Raw genomic sequence first — 18,994 nt, forward strand, 5'->3', positions numbered from 1 at the left:
TCCGGTATGAAGCAACAGGCGGGCATAGGTATTGTGTTGGCGCTCACCACGGCGGTTTGTTGGGGAGCATTGCCAATTGCGATGAAGCAGGTTCTGGAAGTCATGGAACCGCCTACCGTCGTTTTCTACCGCTTTCTGATGGCGAGCTGTGGTCTGGGGCTCATCCTGGCCTGGAAGCGCAAGCTGCCGTCCCTGCGGCTCTTCCGTGACCCGCGTTGGCTGGTACTGCTGCTGATCGCCACCGGCGGGCTGTTTGGCAACTTCGTGCTGTTTAGCTCATCGCTACAGTACGTTAGCCCAACGGCGTCACAGGTGATTGGCCAGCTTTCTCCCGTTGGTATGATGGTAGCAAGCGTCTTTATCCTCAAAGAGAAGATGCGCGGTACGCAGATTATTGGCGCGACCATGCTGATTTGCGGGCTGGTGATGTTCTTTAACACCAGCCTGATCGAAATTTTTACCCGCCTGACCGATTACACCTGGGGCGTTATTTTTGGTGTCGGTGCGGCGATGGTCTGGGTGAGTTACGGCGTCGCGCAAAAGGTGTTATTGCGGCGGATGGCGTCACAGCAGATCCTCTTTTTATTGTACACTTTATGTACGATTGCACTGCTGCCGTTAGCGAAGCCTGAGGTTATCGGGCAACTGAGCGACTGGCAGTTAGCCTGTCTGATCTTTTGTGGTCTGAACACACTGGTCGGCTACGGGGCGCTGGCGGAAGCCATGGCGCGCTGGCAGGCGGCACAGGTGAGCGCGTTAGTCACACTGACTCCGCTGTTCACTCTGTTATTTTCAGATTTATTATCAATGGCCTGGCCCGATTTCTTCGCCAGACCGATGTTGAACCTTTTAGGTTACCTCGGTGCGTTTGTCGTGGTTGCGGGCGCGATGTATTCCGCCATTGGTCATCGTCTATGGGGGCGGTGGCGTAAGCGTGAAGCGGTTGTTCCGTTACCCCGCGCAGGCGAATGATTTACGGAGAGTAAAATGAAGTTTGTTGATGAAGCAACGATCCTGGTCGTAGCAGGTGATGGCGGTAATGGTTGCGTGAGCTTCCGCCGTGAAAAATATATTCCGAAAGGCGGCCCGGACGGCGGTGACGGCGGTGACGGCGGCGACGTATGGATGGAAGCCGACGAGAACCTGAATACCCTGATCGACTACCGTTTTGAAAAATCCTTCCGCGCTGAGCGTGGTCAGAACGGCGCAAGCCGCGACTGCACCGGTAAACGCGGTAAAGACGTGACCATCAAGGTACCGGTCGGTACGCGTGTTATCGATCAGGGCACCGGTGAAACCATGGGCGACATGACCAAACACGGTCAGCGTCTGATGGTGGCTAAGGGCGGTTGGCATGGTCTGGGCAACACCCGTTTTAAATCGTCCGTAAACCGTACCCCGCGTCAGAAAACCATGGGTACCCCGGGCGACAAGCGCGATCTGCAGCTGGAGCTGATGCTTCTGGCGGACGTGGGGATGCTGGGGATGCCGAACGCCGGTAAATCGACCTTTATCCGCGCCGTCTCCGCAGCGAAGCCGAAAGTGGCGGACTATCCGTTTACCACGCTGGTGCCGAGCCTTGGCGTGGTCCGCGTCGATAACGAGAAGAGCTTCGTCATTGCCGATATCCCGGGGCTGATTGAAGGCGCATCCGAAGGCGCGGGCCTCGGTATTCGCTTCCTGAAGCACCTTGAGCGCTGCCGCGTGCTGCTGCACATCATCGATATCGATCCGATCGACGGATCCGATCCGGCTGAGAACGCGAAAATCATCATTGGTGAGCTGGAGAAATACAGCGAGAAACTGGCGAATAAGCCACGCTGGCTGCTGTTCAACAAAATTGACACCATGGACAAAGCGGAAGCCGAAGCTAAAGCTAAAGCGATTGCGGAAGCGATGGGCTGGGAAGACAAGTACTACCTGATCTCCGCGGCAAGCCAGGTGGGTGTCAAAGACCTGTGCTGGGACGTGATGAACTTCATCATTGAGAACCCAATTGCTCAGGAGGAAGAAGCGAAACAGCCAGAGAAAGTTGAGTTCATGTGGGACGATTACCACCGTCAGCAGCTTGACGAAGTCGCCGCAGAAGCTGAAGACGAAGAGTGGGACGACGATTGGGATGAAGACGACGAAGAAGGCGTTGAGTTCATCTACAAGCGTTAATCCTCGTGCCGGATGGCGCCGCTGACGCGTCTTATCCGGCCTGGAATATTCAACGGGCCGCAAATGCGGCCCGTTTTGTTTATATGTGACGTAGGCCGGATAAGCGCAAGCGTCATCCGGCAGCATCACTATCAGTTGTTCTGATAGATGTCTTTGTACAACCGACTCTCAAATCGCACCAGCGGAATACGGCGGTTACGCTGATCGGCTGGCGGCACCGCGTAGCCCGACAGATACTGCACAAAGGCCATACGCTGCCCGCTGGCGGTGGTGATGAAGCCTGCCAGGTTATACACACCCTGCAGTGAGCCGGTTTTTGCCGAGACTTTGCCATCGACGCCCGCCTGATGCAGGCCCGCACGGTACTGGAGCGAACCATCATGGCCGGCAAGCGGCAGCATCGAGATAAAGTTCAGCTCGTTATCATGCTGGGCGATGTACTGTAGCGCTTGCATCATCGTGGCTGGCGAGATCAGATTGTGGCGCGACAGGCCGGAGCCGTCGGCGATAATTGTGTTGCCGAGATCGACGCCTGCCTGCTGGCGCAGGATCTGCCGCACCGCATCGGATCCCGCGCGCCAGGTACCCGGGACGCCAAAGCGCGCATGGCCAATCATGCGGAACACGGTATCGGCAATCATGTTGTCCGATTTTTTCAGCATGATCTTCAACAGGTCGTGCAAAGGTGCCGACTGCTTACTGGCGATTACCGTACCCGGCTCGTTAACCAGCGTCTGGCGTAGCAGCGTACCGGTGTAGGTTATGCCTGCCTGCTTCAGCTCGTCTTTGATGATCGCCCCGGCATAGCTGGCGCCGTCCTGAATGGCAAATGCCAGCGGTAGCGGGTCAGCACGTTGCGGCAGACAGCCGGTGAGCGTGTAGCGGTTGAGATCGCCGGGGACGACGTCCAGCTCACAGTACTGCGCATCCGGCGAGCCTTTCGCCAGCGTCCGCACCTGGCTGAACATAACGACCGGGTAGTAGGAGGCGATACGAATAAACGCCAGATCGTTTGCCTTCTGCGCGCTGTAGAGCGAAATGGAGAAGCAGTTGCGGTCGACGATCGCTGCCGCCGGCGGTGCGCTAAAGCACTGGGTCATGTCGTTCCATGGCCAGCCCGGCGCTTTATCGTGGCTGGCGAAGATCGAGGTATCGATCAGGACGTTGCCGTCGATAGTTTGTACGCCGGATTTCTTCAGCGTCGCCACCATATTACGAATATCCTGGCGTTTTAGCGTCGGATCGCCGCCAAATCGCGCAATCAGGTCGCCTTTTAGCGTACCGTTATCGACGCTGCCTTTGGTCTCAAGCGTGGTGGTAAAACGGAAATCAGGGCCAAGTTGCAGCAGGGCCGCCAGCGCGGTGAGCACCTTCTGGGTACTGGCCGGTAGCGCCATCTGCTGGCCGTGGTAATCAATCAACGGCGCGGGTGCGCCCACTTTCTGCACCAAAAGCGCGAGGTTGGCCCCGGCGGGAAGCTGATTGATATACTCATCAACATTCGCGGCCTGAACGCTAAACGCTATACTGGTGGTCAATCCGATGATAAATCTGGAAAATCGCATAATCTCGCGCTAACAACCTGGAAACAAGCCGTCATACTACGGCCCAACGCCCTGTAAAGTAAACGATGACCCGTAGTGAACTTCGGGGTAAAATGCGTATCAAATTAAAAATTACTGCTGACCTGGGGCTTCGCACCCGGGTCGGTTTTCTTTTGCTTCTGGCCTGGTGTTGATAGCGACCCAGGCGGGCTTAGCGGCCGGAGCGGGGCGAACCGCTCCCTACAGGAATGTTTAAGAGGTATAACAATGCAAGCTATTCCGATGACCCTTCGTGGTGCAGAAAAACTGCGTGAAGAACTGGACTTTCTCAAGTCTGTACGTCGCCCAGAAATCATTGCGGCCATCGCCGAAGCACGCGAGCACGGCGACCTGAAAGAGAACGCGGAGTACCATGCTGCTCGCGAACAGCAGGGATTCTGCGAAGGCCGTATCAAAGATATCGAAGCGAAACTGTCTAATGCGCAGGTTATCGACATCACCAAGATCCCGAATAATGGCCGCGTTATCTTTGGTGCGACTGTGAAGGTGTTGAATCTGGATAACGATGAAGAACAGACCTACCGCATCGTGGGCGATGATGAAGCGGACTTCAAACAGAACCTGATTTCTGTGAACTCGCCGATCGCCCGTGGCCTTATCGGTAAGGAGCAGGACGACGTAGTCACCATCCGTACCCCGGGCGGTGAAGTTGAGTTCGAAATCATCGCAGTGGATTATCTGTAAATTTTGTTCAACACTGAAAATGTTGACTGAGTGTAAAGATAAGAAAAAGGCCGCATAGCGGCCTTTTATCAAGCATAAGAGCGTGGCATGTTGCTAGCCCTCGTAAAGAAAAACCCTCATTTAACACAATGTTGTGTCAGAAATTAGGATATTCTTAACGTGGCAGCGAGATTTTGCGTTCTTTACCAGGGCGATAAAGCACCAGCATTTTACCGATGACCTGTACGTTACAGGCGCCGGTTTCGCGCACGATAGCGTCCACGATCAAGGTTTTGGTCTCGCGATCTTCCGAGGCGATTTTCACCTTGATAAGTTCATGGTGCTCTAACGCTTGTTCAATCTCGGCCAGTACCCCTTCGGTCAAACCATTGTTGCCAAGCATAACTACCGGCTTGAGCGGATGTGCCAGACCTTTCAGGTGCTGTTTTTGTTTAGTACTCAGATTCATCGTATATTTTTGCTTACGTTGGGATTGAAAACGGGTCATTCTACCGCCATCTCCCATATATCGCCAAATGGCGCGTAGAAATTTACGCCAAAAGGCTACGATGAACTGTCCCGATGGGAATGTTAAATGACAGGTAAAAAGCGTTCTGCCAGCTCAAGCCGCTGGCTTCAGGAACACTTTAGCGATAAATATGTTCAAGAGGCACAGAAAAAGGGGTTACGTTCCCGTGCCTGGTTTAAACTTGATGAAATACAGCAAAGTGACAAACTTTTTAAGCCGGGGATGACGGTTGTCGACCTCGGTGCTGCACCGGGTGGCTGGTCACAGTACGTGGTCACGCAGATTGGTGGTAAAGGCCGCATTATTGCTTGCGATCTTTTACCTATGGATCCAATCGTTGGTGTGGACTTCCTTCAGGGCGATTTTCGTGATGAACTCGTCATGCAGGCATTACTGGAACGCGTAGGTGACAGTAAAGTACAGGTTGTCATGTCAGATATGGCACCAAACATGAGCGGAACGCCGGCGGTTGATATCCCCCGGGCCATGTATCTGGTGGAACTGGCGCTTGAAATGGCTCGTGATGTGCTAGCGCCAGGCGGAAGTTTTGTAGTGAAGGTGTTCCAGGGCGAAGGCTTCGATGAGTATCTAAGGGAAATTCGCTCCCTGTTTACGAAGGTTAAAGTTCGTAAGCCGGACTCTTCGCGTGCGCGTTCACGTGAAGTGTACATTGTAGCGACCGGGCGAAAATCATAGACGGTGGTTTTTCAAACGAAAGTTTGAAAGAAACTGGATATAGAGTATCCTGACGCTGTTTTTAACACAGTTGTAATAAGAGGTTAATCCCTTGAGTGACATGGCGAAAAACCTAATACTCTGGCTGGTCATTGCCGTTGTGCTGATGTCAGTATTCCAGAGCTTTGGGCCCAGCGAATCGAACAGCCATAAGGTGGATTATTCTACCTTCCTGCAAGAGGTCAATAACGACCAGGTTCGCGAAGCGCGTATCAACGGACGTGAGATCAACGTTACCAAGAAAGATAGTAACCGTTACACGACTTACATCCCGGTTAACGATCCGAAGCTGCTTGACAACCTGCTGACGAAAAACGTCAAAGTGGTTGGCGAGCCTCCAGAAGAGCCGAGCCTGCTGGCTTCGATCTTCATTTCCTGGTTCCCGATGCTGCTGCTTATCGGCGTCTGGATCTTCTTCATGCGCCAGATGCAGGGCGGCGGTGGCAAAGGCGCCATGTCGTTCGGCAAGAGCAAAGCGCGCATGCTGACGGAAGACCAGATTAAAACCACCTTTGCCGACGTTGCAGGCTGCGACGAAGCGAAAGAAGAGGTGGGTGAGCTGGTTGAGTATCTGCGCGAACCGAGCCGCTTCCAGAAGCTGGGCGGTAAAATCCCGAAAGGCGTCCTGATGGTCGGCCCTCCGGGTACCGGTAAAACGCTGCTGGCGAAAGCGATCGCTGGCGAAGCGAAGGTGCCGTTCTTTACGATTTCCGGTTCTGACTTCGTGGAAATGTTCGTCGGTGTCGGCGCATCTCGTGTGCGTGACATGTTCGAACAAGCTAAGAAAGCGGCACCGTGCATCATCTTCATCGATGAAATCGACGCCGTCGGCCGCCAGCGTGGCGCTGGTCTGGGCGGTGGTCACGATGAACGTGAGCAGACCCTGAACCAGATGCTGGTTGAGATGGACGGCTTCGAAGGTAACGAAGGTATCATCGTTATTGCGGCAACTAACCGTCCGGACGTACTTGACCCAGCGCTGCTGCGTCCTGGCCGTTTCGACCGTCAGGTTGTGGTTGGTCTGCCGGACGTTCGCGGTCGTGAACAGATCCTGAAAGTACACATGCGTCGCGTACCGCTGGCGCCGGATATCGACGCGGCAATCATTGCTCGTGGTACCCCTGGCTTCTCCGGTGCAGACCTGGCGAACCTGGTGAACGAAGCGGCGCTGTTTGCTGCTCGTGGCAACAAGCGCGTTGTGTCGATGGTTGAGTTCGAAAAAGCGAAAGACAAAATCATGATGGGTGCGGAACGTCGCTCCATGGTGATGACGGAAGCGCAGAAAGAATCCACCGCGTACCACGAAGCGGGCCACGCGATTATTGGTCGCCTGGTGCCGGAACACGATCCGGTACATAAAGTGACCATCATTCCGCGCGGTCGTGCGCTGGGTGTGACCTTCTTCCTGCCTGAAGGCGACGCAATCAGCGCCAGCCGTCAGAAACTGGAAAGCCAGATCTCCACCCTGTACGGCGGTCGTCTGGCGGAAGAGATCATTTACGGTGCCGAACATGTTTCTACCGGGGCGTCGAACGATATTAAAGTTGCGACTAACCTGGCGCGTAACATGGTGACTCAGTGGGGCTTCTCCGACAAACTCGGTCCGCTGCTGTATGCGGAAGAAGAGGGCGAAGTATTCCTGGGCCGCTCTGTAGCCAAAGCGAAGCATATGTCCGATGAAACCGCGCGTATCATCGACCAGGAAGTGAAGGCGCTGATCGAACGTAACTACGGTCGTGCGCGTCAGTTGCTGAACGACAACATGGACATTCTGCACGCAATGAAAGATGCGCTCATGAAATATGAGACCATCGATGCGCCGCAGATTGACGACCTGATGGCTCGCCGCGACGTGCGTCCGCCAGCGGGTTGGGAAGAACCGGGTTCGTCCAACAGCAACAACTCTGGCAGCACCGGCAAGCCGAGTGCACCGCGTCCGGTTGATGAACCGCGCGCGCCGGACTCTGGCACCATGTCAGAGCAGCTGGGCGACAAATAAGTTCTCCCTCGTGGAAGACTGTGCATCATCTGAAACCCTGGGGCTTGCCCCGGGGTTTTTTATATTGAAGAAATAGATAACAAAAGGATTCGCTATGAAACTCACCGCCCAGGGCTCTATCCTGGATCTCTCTCATCCGCACGTGATGGGCATCCTCAACGTCACGCCGGACTCCTTTTCCGACGGCGGCACGCACAACACGCTGGTTGAGGCGGTGAAACATGCAAATCTGATGATTAACGCCGGGGCGACGATCGTCGACGTGGGGGGGGAGTCTACCCGTCCGGGCGCACTGGAGGTCAGCGTTGAAGAAGAACTCGACCGTGTGATCCCGGTAGTGGAAGCCGTCGCTCAGCGTTTTGAAGTGTGGATCTCCGTCGATACCTCCAAACCGGAAGTGATCCGAGAGTCCGCCCGCGCCGGCGCGCATATCATCAATGATATCCGTTCACTGAGTGAACCGGGCGCGCTGGAGGCGGCGGCCGAAACCGGACTTCCCGTTTCGCTGATGCACATGCAGGGCAATCCGAAAACCATGCAGGACGCGCCGAAATACGACGATGTCTTTGCTGAAGTGAACCGTTATTTCGTTGAACAAATTGCTCGCTGCGAGCGGGCGGGAATCTCAAAAGATAAATTGTTGCTCGACCCGGGGTTCGGTTTCGGTAAAAATCTCTCCCATAACTATGCATTACTGGCGCGTTTGTCAGAATTCCATCATTTCGGCCTGCCGCTGTTCGTGGGAATGTCGCGCAAATCGATGATTGGTCAGCTGCTAAACGTGGGGCCGTCGGAGCGCCTTAGCGGCAGCCTGGCGTGCGCGGTGATTGCTGCCATGCAGGGCGCGCATATTGTTCGCGTCCACGACGTCAAAGAAACTGTTGAAGCGATGCGTGTGGTTGAGGCCACCCTGTCTGCGAAGGGAAATAAACGTTATGAGTAATCGCAAATATTTTGGTACCGATGGGATCCGTGGTCGCGTAGGCGATGCGCCGATCACCCCTGATTTCGTCCTGAAGCTGGGTTGGGCGGCAGGCAAGGTGCTGGCAAGCCACGGCTCACGCAAAATCATCATCGGTAAAGACACCCGTATCTCTGGCTATATGTTGGAATCCGCGCTGGAAGCGGGTCTGGCGGCGGCGGGGTTGTCAGCCTCGTTCACCGGCCCAATGCCTACGCCTGCGGTCGCTTATCTGACTCGCACCTTCCGCGCCGAAGCTGGCATCGTTATCTCAGCATCGCATAACCCGTTTTATGACAACGGCATCAAGTTCTTCTCTATCGACGGCACCAAGCTGCCGGACGAAGTTGAAGAAGCGATTGAAGCCGAAATGGAAAAAGAAATCACCTGCGTGGACTCCGCCGAGCTGGGCAAAGCCAGCCGTATCGTCGACGCAGCGGGTCGCTACATTGAGTTCTGCAAAGGCACCTTCCCGAACGAACTGAGCCTGAATGGCCTGAAAGTGGTGGTCGACTGCGCCAACGGCGCGACCTACCATATCGCGCCGAACGTGCTGCGTGAGCTGGGCGCGACCGTTATTGCCATTGGCTGCGAGCCGAACGGCGTGAACATTAACGAAGAAGTGGGCGCCACTGACGTACGCGCGTTACAGGCTCGCGTACTGGCAGAAAAAGCCGATGTTGGCATCGCGCTCGACGGCGACGGCGACCGTGTCATCATGGTTGACCACCAGGGCCACAAGGTCGATGGCGACCAGATCATGTATATCATCGCCCGTGAAGCCCTGCGCCAGGGCCAACTGCGCGGCGGCGTGGTCGGCACTCTGATGAGCAACATGGGGCTGGAAGTGGCGCTTAAGCAGCTGGGTATTCCGTTTGCCCGGGCGAAAGTGGGCGATCGCTACGTGCTGGAAAAAATGCAGGAGAAAGGCTGGCGCATTGGCGCGGAAAACTCTGGCCACGTGATTCTGCTGGACAAAACCACCACCGGCGACGGCATTGTTGCCGGCCTGCAGGTGGTCGCCGCCATGGTGCGTAACCACATGAGCCTGCACGATCTGTGCAGCGGCATGAAAATGTTCCCGCAGGTGCTGGTCAACGTGCGTTACACCGATGGTAAATCCAACCCGCTGGAAAGCGATGCGGTGAAGACGGCGGCCCTTGAAGCGGAAGCCGCGATGGGTAACCGAGGCCGCGTGCTGCTGCGTAAATCCGGCACCGAGCCGCTGATTCGCGTGATGGTGGAAGGCGAAGACGAAGCGCAGGTTACCGAGCTTGCCCATCGTATTGCTGATGCGGTAAAAGCGGCTTAAGCCGTGACCTAAGTGACTAAAAAGGCGGCGCTTGCCGCCTTTTTATTGCAGACAATGCGTGGTTTTGCTGTTTTTTTCCGCAGTTGATACAATGTGTGGAAATTGCCCTTGCGAAGGTCATTCGCTTTGGTTAGTATTCACACCCGCTTCAGTGGGAAACTTAAATGTCCCGCTTAATTGGTCGAAGCACTTGGTACGCGGTGTCCCCGCAAGGAACAGGTTGATTATGTACGAAGCTCTTTTAGTTGTTTTCCTTATTGTAGCGATTGGCCTTGTGGTCCTCGTTATGCTGCAGCAAGGTAAAGGCGCTGATATGGGAGCCTCCTTTGGAGCAGGCGCTTCCGCTACACTGTTTGGTTCTAACGGTTCTGGTAACTTCATGACCCGTATGACTGCTGTGTTCGCGACGCTGTTCTTCATCATCAGTCTGGTTCTGGGCAACATCAACAGCAACAAGACCAATAAAGGAAGCGAGTGGGATAACCTGACTGCACCGAAGACTGAGCAAACCACTCAGCCAGCGGCTCCGGCTCAGCCGACCAGCGATATCCCGCACTAAGTATTCTGTACCGAGGTGGTGGAATTGGTAGACACGCTACCTTGAGGTGGTAGTGCCCTAACGGGCTTGTGGGTTCGAGTCCCATCCTCGGTACCAATATTCCGAAAGAAAGACGCTGAAAAGCGTCTTTTTTTTCGCCTGTAGAAAACGGGCCTAATCGGCTTTCGGGAAATCAACGACCGTATCATTTACCCGGTTCACCATGTTGGTGAACAGAATCGCGCTGACGGCGCTGATAATCTCAATCACCTGCTGGTCGTTAAAACCAGCCTGCTTCAGCGCGGTGACGTCCGCTTCCGGCAGTGTGCCGGTGGTGCTCACCAGCGTTTGCGCGAATTTCACCAGCGCAGCGAGATGTGCGTCTTCGGTATAATCTCCTCGGCGCAGCGCGTGGATCTGCTCACCGCTGAAGCCCGCTTTTTTCGCCATCATCGTGTGGGCAGCCAGGCAGTAATCACAGCCGGTGGCTTCACTGACCGAGAGATTAATCGCCTCCAGTTCCCGGGCGCTCAGGCTGCCTTTATGCAGCATCGCATTGTGTGCCAGTGCCTGCTGTAACGCTGCCGGGGAGTGTCCGCCGATGGTCAGGTAGGCATTTGGCACTTTGCCCATCGCTTTTTTGATCCCGCCAAAAATCTCAGCGGCTTTACCGGTGGCATCTTGTTCACGAATCTCTGCTAAACGGCTCATGGTTTACTCCTGTTGTTCGAGGGTTTGTTGTGGCATGGGGACATCTTAGGTCACGACGGCGTGGTAGACTGGCGCTCTTCGTCTCATCTTTTTGTCTTATCGTCTCAGGAGTCGTATGGACAGTCTTAGCCATCTCTTAACGTTGCTGATGCCGCGCTGCGAAGTGAATTTGCACTGCCGCTTTGGCGGTCGCTGGCAGGCGGGACACAATCAGATGCGGGCGGGCGTGGTTCCCTGGCACTTTGTGCTCAGCGGCGAAGGGCGGTTAACCGTCGGCAAAGAGACGCGGCAAATGCGGGCGGGCGATGTGATTATGCTGCCGCACGGCTCGCCGCATCTGATGGAAAGCCTGGTGGAGTGGGGACAGGTATTGCCGGTCGCTCATCGCTTTAACGGCACGTTGACCGAAATGCGTACCGGCTCTGATGGCGATGCGCTGGAAATGCTGTGCGGTGAATTCTATTTCGGCCCCCACGTGAGCTGGCTGTTTACGGAGGAAACCGAACTGGTTCATCTGCATACCGATGAACGCGAGGATTGCCCGGAACTGGAAACGCTGTTGAACGTGTTAGTTCGTGAAAGCCTGGCAGAACATCCCGGTGGCAGCGCTATTGTCCGTAGCCTTGGGGATACGCTGTTGGTGCTGATGCTGCGCACGCTGCTGGGGGCGGAAGAACCGCCAGGCGGTTTACTGCGTCTGATGAGCGATGAGCGGCTGATGCCCGCGGTGCTCGCCGTGCTGGCGACGCCGGAGCAGCCGTGGACGCTGGAGAGTATGGCGGCCAGAGCGTTTTTATCCCGCGCGACCTTCGCCCGTCATTTTGCCCGCGCCTATCATTTGACGCCGCAGGCCTGGTTAACGCAGTTACGTATGGCGTTGGCAGCTCGATTACTGCATCAGGACCGCCAGGCTCGCCTGGAGGTGATTGCCGAGCGCTGTGGTTTCCAGTCGCTGGCCTCATTCTCGAAGAGTTTTAAAAAGCACTACGGCCTGACGCCGGGCGAATGGCGGCGCCGTTAGTGACCGCTAACACAAGGCAATAAAAAAGGCCGCTTACGCGGCCTTTTGTATCAACGATGCGGGCTTATTTGCCTTTGTTTTCCAGATTCTCAACCTGTGGCAGGCCGGTCGCGGAAGAGGCGGTCAGCAGACCCGCTTTCGCGTAGCCGAACAGCTTCTCACGGGTATCGGTAATGTCCAGATTACGCATGGTCAATTGGCCAATACGATCGTCCGGTGAGAACACGGACTCGCCTTTCTCCATAGTCAGACGCTCAGCCTTATAGGTCAGGTTGTCAGACACGGTGTTCAGGATGGAGTAGTCGTTGCCGCGACGCAGTTCCAGCGTCACTTCACCGGTGATCTGGCTGGCGACCCAACGTTGCAGGCCGTCACGCAGCATCAGCGCCTGAGAGTCGAACCAGCGGCCCTGATACAGCAGTTTACCCAGCTGACGACCATGAGAATGATACTGTTCAATGGTGTCTTCGTTGTGAATACCGGTCAGCAGACGCTCGTAAGCGATGTGCAGCAGCGCCATCCCCGGGGCTTCATAGATGCCGCGGCTTTTCGCTTCAATGATACGGTTTTCGATCTGGTCGCTCATGCCCAGTCCGTGACGGCCGCCGATGCGGTTCGCTTCCAGCATCATCTCAACATCATCGCTGAAGGTTTTACCGTTCAGGGCTACAGGGTGGCCCTGCTCGAAGCGGACGGTCACTTCTTCCGCCGGGATCTTCACGCTCTCGTCCCAGAACTTCACGCCCATAATCGGGTTGACGATCTTGACGCTGGAGTTCAGGAACTCGAGGTCTTTCGCTTCGTGCGTCGCGCCCAACATGTTGGAGTCGGTGGAGTAGGCTTTTTCGACGGACATTTTGTAGTCGAAGCCGCAGGCGATCATAAATTCAGACATCTCATGACGGCCGCCCAGCTCATCGATAAAGTCGGTATCGAGCCATGGTTTGTAAATCTGCAGCTCGGCGTTGGTCAGCAGGCCATAACGATAGAAACGTTCAATATCGTTGCCTTTATAGGTGCTGCCGTCGCCCCAGATGTTCACGCCGTCTTCTTTCATGGCGGCAACCAGCATGGTGCCAGTCACGGCGCGGCCCAGCGGGGTGGTATTAAAATAGGTCAGGCCGCCGGTGGTGTTGTGGAAGGCGCCACACTGAATCGCCGCGATGCCTTCGGCAACCAGCTGTTTACGGCAGTCGATCAAACGAGCGTTCTCTGCGCCATATTCCATAGCACGACGAGGAATCGCATCATAATCATCTTCGTCTGGCTGGCCCAGATTTGCAGTATATGCATAAGGGACCGCGCCTTTTTGTCGCATCCACAGCAGCGCTGCGCTGGTGTCGAGACCGCCAGAGAAGGCGATACCAATACGTTGACCTGCCGGAAGATGCTTGAGAATCGTCGTCATAAAGTAAAACCCTGCGTGATTGACTGAAGGAGAAATCGCGTTTCGCTGTCAGTGAATTTTTATGCAAAATAAATGAGTTTTCATTTAATCATGTTTTGTCATGGACCGGAAGGGATTCATGCATTTTTATTCAAAAAATCCGCGTCGGCAGCGAAGGTTACCTGCATTACCCTACCGCGATCTGCAGCGCATTTCTTCTGCATAGAATGTGAGGTTGACAAGCTGTGAGCCACATCACTATACTACAGGTCGATTTTACGTCCCGTCCTCGGTACCAAATCCCAGCATTATTTGCATTTTTTACTCAAAACGCGTAAAATTTGCCACGTTTCAGGCGCGGGGTGGAGCAGCCTGGTAGCTCGTCGGGCTCATAACCCGAAGGTCGTCGGTTCAAATCCGGCCCCCGCAACCACTTTCCCTTAGAGTTCATTTTCAAATATACTGTGAAGACTTAGGCCTTCGTAGCTGGATTTGAAAAAAAATTCTTTCGGAAGGTTCTCCAGGCCGCAGTTGCGGCTATAGGGTTCAGTTATCTAAAGCCCCGATTTATCGGGGTTTTTTGTTATCTGACTACAGAATAACTGGGCTTTAGGCCCTTTTTTTATGTCTTGGGGGTGGGTTTGTCCACATTAGAGCAAAAATTAACAGAGATGATTACAGCGCCGGTTGAAGCCCTGGGCTACGAACTGGTCGGCATCGAATTTATTCGCGGTCGCACATCCACACTGCGCATCTATATTGATAGTGAAGATGGCATCAATGTTGATGATTGTGCTGATGTGAGCCACCAGGTAAGCGCGGTGATGGACGTCGAAGATCCTATTACTGTGGCTTACAACCTGGAAGTTTCCTCTCCGGGCCTCGACCGTCCTATGTTCACCGCTGAACACTATGTGCGTTTCCTGGGTGAAGAGGTGACGCTGGTCCTGCGCATGGCGGTACAGAACCGTCGTAAGTGGCAGGGCATTATCAAAGCGGTAGACGGTGAGATGATCACTGTGACAGTCGAAGGCAAAGATGAAGTGTTCGCGCTGAGTAACATCCAGAAGGCGAACCTGGTTCCCCACTTTTAACAGTCTGGATTGAGGTGAAAGGCCCCGATGAACAAAGAAATTTTGGCTGTTGTTGAAGCCGTCTCCAACGAGAAAGCGCTGCCGCGTGAGAAGATTTTCGAAGCGCTGGAAAGTGCGCTGGCAACGGCGACAAAGAAAAAATACGAACAGGAAATCGACGTACGCGTTGAAATCGATCGTCGCAGCGGCGACTTCGATACTTTCCGTCGCTGGGTCATTGTTGAAGAAGTGACCCAGCCAACCAAAGAAATTACCCTTGAAGCGGCACGCTTCGAAGATGAAAGCCTGAACGTCGGCGACTACGTTGAAGACCAGATCGAATCTGTGACCTTCGACCGTATCACCACGCAGACCGCGAAACAGGTTATCGTGCAGAAAGTGCGTGAAGCTGAACGCGCGATGGTTGTCGATCAGTTCCGCGACCAGGAAGGCGAAATCGTCACTGGCGTGGTGAAGAAAGTGAACCGCGACAACATCTCTCTGGAAGTGAAATCCGAAGGGATGGCCGGTAACGCTGAAGCTGTGATCCTGCGTGAAGACATGCTGCCGCGTGAAAACTTCCGTCCGGGCGACCGTATCCGCGGCGTTCTGTACGCTGTACGTCCAGAAGCGCGCGGTGCGCAGCTGTTCGTCACCCGTTCCAAGCCGGAAATGCTGATCGAACTGTTCCGCATCGAAGTGCCGGAAATCGGTGAAGAAGTTATCGAAATTAAAGCCGCCGCTCGCGATCCTGGCTCTCGTGCCAAAATCGCGGTGAAAACCAACGACAAGCGTATCGACCCGGTCGGTGCTTGCGTCGGTATGCGTGGCGCGCGCGTGCAGGCGGTTTCGACCGAACTGGGCGGCGAGCGTATCGATATCGTGCTGTGGGACGACAACCCGGCGCAGTTCGTGATTAACGCGATGGCTCCGGCTGACGTGGCATCCATTGTGGTTGACGAAGACAAGCACACCATGGATATCGCGGTAGAAGCGGGTAACCTGGCGCAGGCGATTGGCCGTAACGGTCAGAACGTCCGTCTGGCTTCTCAGCTGAGCGGTTGGGAACTCAACGTGATGACCGTTGATGACCTGCAGGCGAAGCACCAGGCTGAAGCGCACGCGGCTATCGATACCTTCACCAAATATCTTGATATTGATGAAGAGTTCGCCACTGTGCTGGTAGAAGAAGGCTTCTCCACGCTTGAAGAACTGGCCTATGTGCCGATGAAAGAACTGCTGGAAATTGATGGTCTGGACGAAGCGACCGTTGAGGCGCTGCGTGAACGCGCGAAAAACGCCCTGACCACTCTGGCACTTGCCCAGGAAGAAAGCCTCGGTGACAACAAACCGACTGACGATCTGCTGAACCTGGAAGGGTTAGATCGCGCACTGGCTTTCAAACTGGCCGCTCGTGGTGTTTGTACGCTGGAAGACCTCGCTGAACAAGGCGTTGACGACCTGTCTGATATCGAAGGGTTAACCGACGAGAAAGCGGGTGAGCTGATTATGGCTGCGCGTAACATTTGCTGGTTCGGCGACGAAGCGTAATAAACTGTAGCAGGAAGGAACAGCATGACAGATGTAACCGTAAAAAAGCTGGCCGCAGAGATTGAGACCTCGGTAGATCGCCTGGTACAGCAATTTGCTGACGCTGGCATCCCGAAGTCTGCTGACGACTCTGTGTCCGCACAAGAGAAACAAACCTTACTGGCGCACCTGAACCGTGAAAATGGTTCTGCGCCGGATAAGTTGACTTTGCAGCGCAAAACGCGCAGTACTCTCAACATTCCAGGTACCGGTGGGAAAAGCAAATCGGTACAAATCGAAGTCCGCAAGACACGCACCTTTGTGAAACGCGATCCGCAAGAGGCTGAACGCCTGGCCGCGGAAGAGCAGGCGCAGCGTGAAGCGGAAGAGCAAGCCCGTCGTGAAGCTGAAGAAGCAGCTAAACGCGAGGCGCAACAAAAAGCTGAACGTGAGGCCGCAGAAAAAGCTAATCGTGAAGCCGCTGATAAAGCGAAACGTGAAGCTGCGGAAAAAGACAAAGTGAGCAATCAACAGACCGACGATATGACCAAAACCGCCCAGGCTGAAAAAGCCCGCCGTGAAAATGAAGCTGCCGAGCTGAAGCGCAAAGCGGAAGAAGAAGCGCGTCGCAAGCTTGAAGAAGAAGCCCGTCGCGTTGCGGAAGAAGCGCGCCGCATGGCAGAAGAAAACGAGAAGAACGGTGTGGATGCCGCTGAGCCTACTGAGGACACCAGCGACTATCACGTCACCACTTCTCAGCATGCCCGTCAGGCAGAAGACGAAAACGACCGTGAAGTAGAAGGCGGCCGTGGCCGTGGCCGCAATGCGAAAGCTGCGCGTCCGGCGAAAAAAGGCAACAAACACGCCGAATCCAAAGCCGATCGTGAAGAAGCGCGCGCCGCTGTTCGCGGGGGTAAAGGCGGCAAGCAGCGTAAAGGTTCCGCACTGCAGCAGGGCTTCCAGAAGCCAGCTCAGGCCGTTAACCGTGACGTTGTGATTGGCGAAACCATCACCGTTGGCGAACTGGCTAACAAGATGGCGGTGAAAGGTTCTCAGGTCATCAAAGCGATGATGAAGCTGGGCGCCATGGCCACCATCAACCAGGTCATCGACCAGGAAACCGCACAGCTGGTTGCCGAAGAGATGGGCCACAAAGTTATCCTGCGTCGTGAAAACGAGCTGGAAGAAGCGGTAATGAGCGACCGTGACACCGGCGCTGCGGCTGAACCGCGCGCACCGGTTGTGACCATCATGGGTCACGTTGACCACGGTAAAACCTCTCTGCTGGATTACATTCGTTCCACGAAAGTGGCCTCTGGCGAAGCGGGCGGCATTACCCAGCACATCGGTGCATACCACGTTGAAACCGACAACGGTATGATCACCTTCCTGGACACCCCGGGTCACGCCGCGTTTACCTCAATGCGTGCTCGTGGTGCGCAGGCAACGGATATCGTTGTTCTGGTTGTCGCAGCAGACGATGGCGTGATGCCGCAGACTATCGAAGCAATCCAGCACGCGAAAGCGGCGGGTGTGCCGGTTGTGGTTGCAGTGAACAAAATCGATAAGCCAGAAGCGGATCCGGATCGCGTTAAAAACGAACTGTCCCAGTACGGCATCCTGCCGGAAGAGTGGGGCGGTGAGAGCCAGTTCGTTCACGTATCCGCCAAAGCGGGTACCGGTATTGACGAACTGCTGGACGCTATCCTGCTGCAGGCTGAAGTTCTTGAGCTGAAAGCGGTACGTAATGGTATGGCAAGCGGCGCGGTAATCGAATCCTTCCTGGATAAAGGTCGTGGTCCGGTTGCAACCGTTCTGGTTCGTGAAGGTACTCTGCACAAGGGCGACATCGTTCTGTGTGGCTTCGAATACGGTCGCGTTCGTGCGATGCGTAACGAACTGGGTCAGGAAGTGCTGGAAGCGGGTCCGTCCATTCCGGTGGAAATCCTCGGTCTGTCCGGTGTTCCGGCTGCCGGTGACGAAGTGACCGTCGTTCGTGACGAGAAGAAAGCGCGTGAAGTTGCTCTGTATCGTCAGGGTAAATTCCGTGAAGTTAAACTGGCTCGTCAGCAGAAATCTAAACTCGAGAACATGTTCGCCAACATGACCGAAGGCGAAGTTCACGAAGTGAACATCGTGCTGAAGGCCGACGTACAGGGTTCTGTGGAAGCGATTTCCGACTCCTTGCTGAAACTGTCTACCGACGAAGTGAAAGTGAAGATCATCGGTTCTGGCGTAGGTGGTATCACCGAAACCGACGCGACCCTGGCTGCGGCATCCAACGCGATTCTGGTTGGCTTCAACGTTCGTGCTGACGCTTCTGCGCGTAAAGTTATCGAAGCAGAAAGCCTGGATCTGCGCTACTACTCCGTCATCTATAACCTGATCGACGAAGTGAAAGCGGCAATGAGCGGCATGCTGTCTCCGGAACTGAAACAGCAGATCATTGGTCTGGCTGAAGTACGTGACGTGTTCAAATCACCGAAATTCGGTGCGGTCGCTGGCTGTATGGTTACCGAAGGTACCATCAAGCGCCACAACCCGATCCGCGTTCTGCGTGACAACGTGGTTATCTACGAAGGCGAGCTGGAATCCCTGCGTCGCTTCAAAGATGACGTTAACGAAGTCCGTAACGGCATGGAATGTGGTATCGGCGTGAAGAACTACAACGACGTTCGCGTTGGCGATATGATCGAAGTGTTCGAAATCATCGAGATCCAACGTACCATCGCTTAATCTTCGTTTAGATTGCCGATTGTAGGCCGGGG

16 protein-coding genes and 2 tRNA genes are annotated in these 18,994 nt (G+C 54.9%); 14 read left to right on the forward strand and 4 right to left on the reverse strand.

What is annotated here, in order from left to right; all coding sequences use genetic code 11:
• Positions 1-6: 6 nt before the first annotated feature.
• Both GY169_RS03055 and cgtA read left to right on the forward strand, forming a co-directional pair.
• Complete coding sequence (locus tag GY169_RS03055; protein ID WP_163447785.1) at positions 7-972, forward strand: DMT family transporter; 966 nt, start codon at positions 7-9, stop codon at positions 970-972.
• A 15-nt stretch (positions 973-987) separates the two neighbouring features.
• Entirely contained in the window at positions 988-2,163 is a 1,176-nt protein-coding gene (cgtA, locus tag GY169_RS03060) for an Obg family GTPase CgtA (protein WP_163447786.1), read from the forward strand.
• 131 nt (positions 2,164-2,294) lie between these two features.
• Here the strand turns inward: cgtA and dacB are convergent, their stop codons facing one another.
• Positions 2,295-3,728 carry a serine-type D-Ala-D-Ala carboxypeptidase gene (dacB, locus tag GY169_RS03065; protein ID WP_167574953.1) on the reverse strand — a complete coding sequence of 478 codons (1,434 nt, stop codon included), beginning with the start codon at positions 3,726-3,728 and terminating at the stop codon, positions 2,295-2,297.
• A 246-nt stretch (positions 3,729-3,974) separates the two neighbouring features.
• On the opposite strand from dacB, the gene greA reads away from it, so the two are divergent.
• On the forward strand, positions 3,975-4,451 hold the full coding sequence (gene greA, locus GY169_RS03070; protein ID WP_064541914.1) for a transcription elongation factor GreA: 477 nt from the start codon (positions 3,975-3,977) through the stop codon (positions 4,449-4,451).
• A 154-nt stretch (positions 4,452-4,605) separates the two neighbouring features.
• Here greA and yhbY read toward each other — a convergent pair whose 3' ends face one another.
• Positions 4,606-4,899 (reverse strand): ribosome assembly RNA-binding protein YhbY, encoded by a 294-nt coding sequence (gene yhbY, locus GY169_RS03075; RefSeq protein ID WP_024133059.1) that lies wholly within the window; start codon positions 4,897-4,899, stop codon positions 4,606-4,608.
• A 126-nt stretch (positions 4,900-5,025) separates the two neighbouring features.
• Here yhbY and rlmE point away from each other — a divergent pair, with 126 nt between their 5' ends.
• The 6 genes from rlmE to GY169_RS03105 all read left to right on the forward strand — a co-directional run bounded on the left by rlmE (position 5,026) and on the right by GY169_RS03105 (position 10,621).
• On the forward strand, positions 5,026-5,655 hold the full coding sequence (gene rlmE / locus GY169_RS03080; RefSeq protein ID WP_064541917.1) for a 23S rRNA (uridine(2552)-2'-O)-methyltransferase RlmE: 630 nt from the start codon (positions 5,026-5,028) through the stop codon (positions 5,653-5,655).
• A gap of 100 nt (positions 5,656-5,755) precedes the next feature.
• Positions 5,756-7,693, forward strand: a complete 1,938-nt coding sequence (gene ftsH / locus GY169_RS03085; protein WP_163447788.1) for an ATP-dependent zinc metalloprotease FtsH — start codon at positions 5,756-5,758, stop codon at positions 7,691-7,693.
• Positions 7,694-7,787: 94 nt separating this feature from the next.
• A complete protein-coding gene (folP, locus tag GY169_RS03090; protein ID WP_167574954.1) occupies positions 7,788-8,636 on the forward strand; it encodes a dihydropteroate synthase in 849 nt (282 codons plus the stop codon).
• A complete protein-coding gene (gene glmM / locus GY169_RS03095; protein WP_163447790.1) occupies positions 8,629-9,966 on the forward strand; it encodes a phosphoglucosamine mutase in 1,338 nt (445 codons plus the stop codon). The genes folP and glmM overlap by 8 nt, the downstream gene beginning before the upstream one ends.
• Positions 9,967-10,192: 226 nt before the next feature.
• On the forward strand, positions 10,193-10,525 hold the full coding sequence (gene secG / locus GY169_RS03100) for a preprotein translocase subunit SecG (RefSeq protein WP_064541957.1): 333 nt from the start codon (positions 10,193-10,195) through the stop codon (positions 10,523-10,525).
• A gap of 9 nt (positions 10,526-10,534) precedes the next feature.
• Positions 10,535-10,621: transfer RNA gene (locus tag GY169_RS03105), tRNA-Leu, on the forward strand.
• A 57-nt stretch (positions 10,622-10,678) separates the two neighbouring features.
• On the opposite strand, the gene GY169_RS03110 is transcribed toward GY169_RS03105, so the two are convergent.
• Positions 10,679-11,215, reverse strand: coding sequence for a carboxymuconolactone decarboxylase family protein (locus GY169_RS03110; protein ID WP_167574955.1), 537 nt, complete (start codon positions 11,213-11,215; stop codon positions 10,679-10,681).
• 115 nt (positions 11,216-11,330) lie between these two features.
• On the opposite strand from GY169_RS03110, the gene GY169_RS03115 reads away from it, so the two are divergent.
• Positions 11,331-12,236 (forward strand): cupin domain-containing protein, encoded by a 906-nt coding sequence (locus GY169_RS03115; protein ID WP_167574956.1) that lies wholly within the window; start codon positions 11,331-11,333, stop codon positions 12,234-12,236.
• Positions 12,237-12,300: 64 nt separating this feature from the next.
• Here the strand turns inward: GY169_RS03115 and argG are convergent, their stop codons facing one another.
• Positions 12,301-13,644, reverse strand: coding sequence for an argininosuccinate synthase (gene argG / locus GY169_RS03120; protein ID WP_000207646.1), 1,344 nt, complete (start codon positions 13,642-13,644; stop codon positions 12,301-12,303).
• Between the two features lie 335 nt (positions 13,645-13,979).
• On the opposite strand from argG, the gene GY169_RS03125 reads away from it, so the two are divergent.
• From GY169_RS03125 to infB, 4 genes are all read left to right on the forward strand, one after another.
• Positions 13,980-14,056, forward strand: a tRNA-Met gene (locus GY169_RS03125).
• Between the two features lie 208 nt (positions 14,057-14,264).
• On the forward strand, positions 14,265-14,717 hold the full coding sequence (gene rimP / locus GY169_RS03130) for a ribosome maturation factor RimP (protein ID WP_064541967.1): 453 nt from the start codon (positions 14,265-14,267) through the stop codon (positions 14,715-14,717).
• A 27-nt stretch (positions 14,718-14,744) separates the two neighbouring features.
• Positions 14,745-16,247, forward strand: a complete 1,503-nt coding sequence (gene nusA / locus GY169_RS03135; RefSeq protein WP_167574957.1) for a transcription termination factor NusA — start codon at positions 14,745-14,747, stop codon at positions 16,245-16,247.
• A gap of 24 nt (positions 16,248-16,271) precedes the next feature.
• A complete protein-coding gene (gene infB / locus GY169_RS03140; RefSeq protein ID WP_163447793.1) occupies positions 16,272-18,962 on the forward strand; it encodes a translation initiation factor IF-2 in 2,691 nt (896 codons plus the stop codon).
• The last annotated feature ends 32 nt before the right edge of the window (positions 18,963-18,994 follow it).

The sequence above is a fragment of the Kluyvera genomosp. 3 genome, assembly GCF_011765685.1.
GTDB classification, from domain to species: Bacteria; Pseudomonadota; Gammaproteobacteria; order Enterobacterales; family Enterobacteriaceae; genus Kluyvera; species Kluyvera georgiana_A.

What these genes read in the sequence shown, in the direction of transcription:
- GY169_RS03055 (WP_163447785.1), top strand. Translation starts at nt 7, where the DNA reads ATGAAGCAACAGGCGGGCATAGGTATTGTGTTGGCGCTCACCACGGCG.
- cgtA (WP_163447786.1), top strand. Translation starts at nt 988, where the DNA reads ATGAAGTTTGTTGATGAAGCAACGATCCTGGTCGTAGCAGGTGATGGC.
- dacB (WP_167574953.1), bottom strand. Translation starts at nt 3,728, where the DNA reads ATGCGATTTTCCAGATTTATCATCGGATTGACCACCAGTATAGCGTTT.
- greA (WP_064541914.1), top strand. Translation starts at nt 3,975, where the DNA reads ATGCAAGCTATTCCGATGACCCTTCGTGGTGCAGAAAAACTGCGTGAA.
- yhbY (WP_024133059.1), bottom strand. Translation starts at nt 4,899, where the DNA reads ATGAATCTGAGTACTAAACAAAAACAGCACCTGAAAGGTCTGGCACAT.
- rlmE (WP_064541917.1), top strand. Translation starts at nt 5,026, where the DNA reads ATGACAGGTAAAAAGCGTTCTGCCAGCTCAAGCCGCTGGCTTCAGGAA.
- ftsH (WP_163447788.1), top strand. Translation starts at nt 5,756, where the DNA reads ATGGCGAAAAACCTAATACTCTGGCTGGTCATTGCCGTTGTGCTGATG.
- folP (WP_167574954.1), top strand. Translation starts at nt 7,788, where the DNA reads ATGAAACTCACCGCCCAGGGCTCTATCCTGGATCTCTCTCATCCGCAC.
- glmM (WP_163447790.1), top strand. Translation starts at nt 8,629, where the DNA reads ATGAGTAATCGCAAATATTTTGGTACCGATGGGATCCGTGGTCGCGTA.
- secG (WP_064541957.1), top strand. Translation starts at nt 10,193, where the DNA reads ATGTACGAAGCTCTTTTAGTTGTTTTCCTTATTGTAGCGATTGGCCTT.
- GY169_RS03110 (WP_167574955.1), bottom strand. Translation starts at nt 11,215, where the DNA reads ATGAGCCGTTTAGCAGAGATTCGTGAACAAGATGCCACCGGTAAAGCC.
- GY169_RS03115 (WP_167574956.1), top strand. Translation starts at nt 11,331, where the DNA reads ATGGACAGTCTTAGCCATCTCTTAACGTTGCTGATGCCGCGCTGCGAA.
- argG (WP_000207646.1), bottom strand. Translation starts at nt 13,644, where the DNA reads ATGACGACGATTCTCAAGCATCTTCCGGCAGGTCAACGTATTGGTATC.
- nusA (WP_167574957.1), top strand. Translation starts at nt 14,745, where the DNA reads ATGAACAAAGAAATTTTGGCTGTTGTTGAAGCCGTCTCCAACGAGAAA.
- infB (WP_163447793.1), top strand. Translation starts at nt 16,272, where the DNA reads ATGACAGATGTAACCGTAAAAAAGCTGGCCGCAGAGATTGAGACCTCG.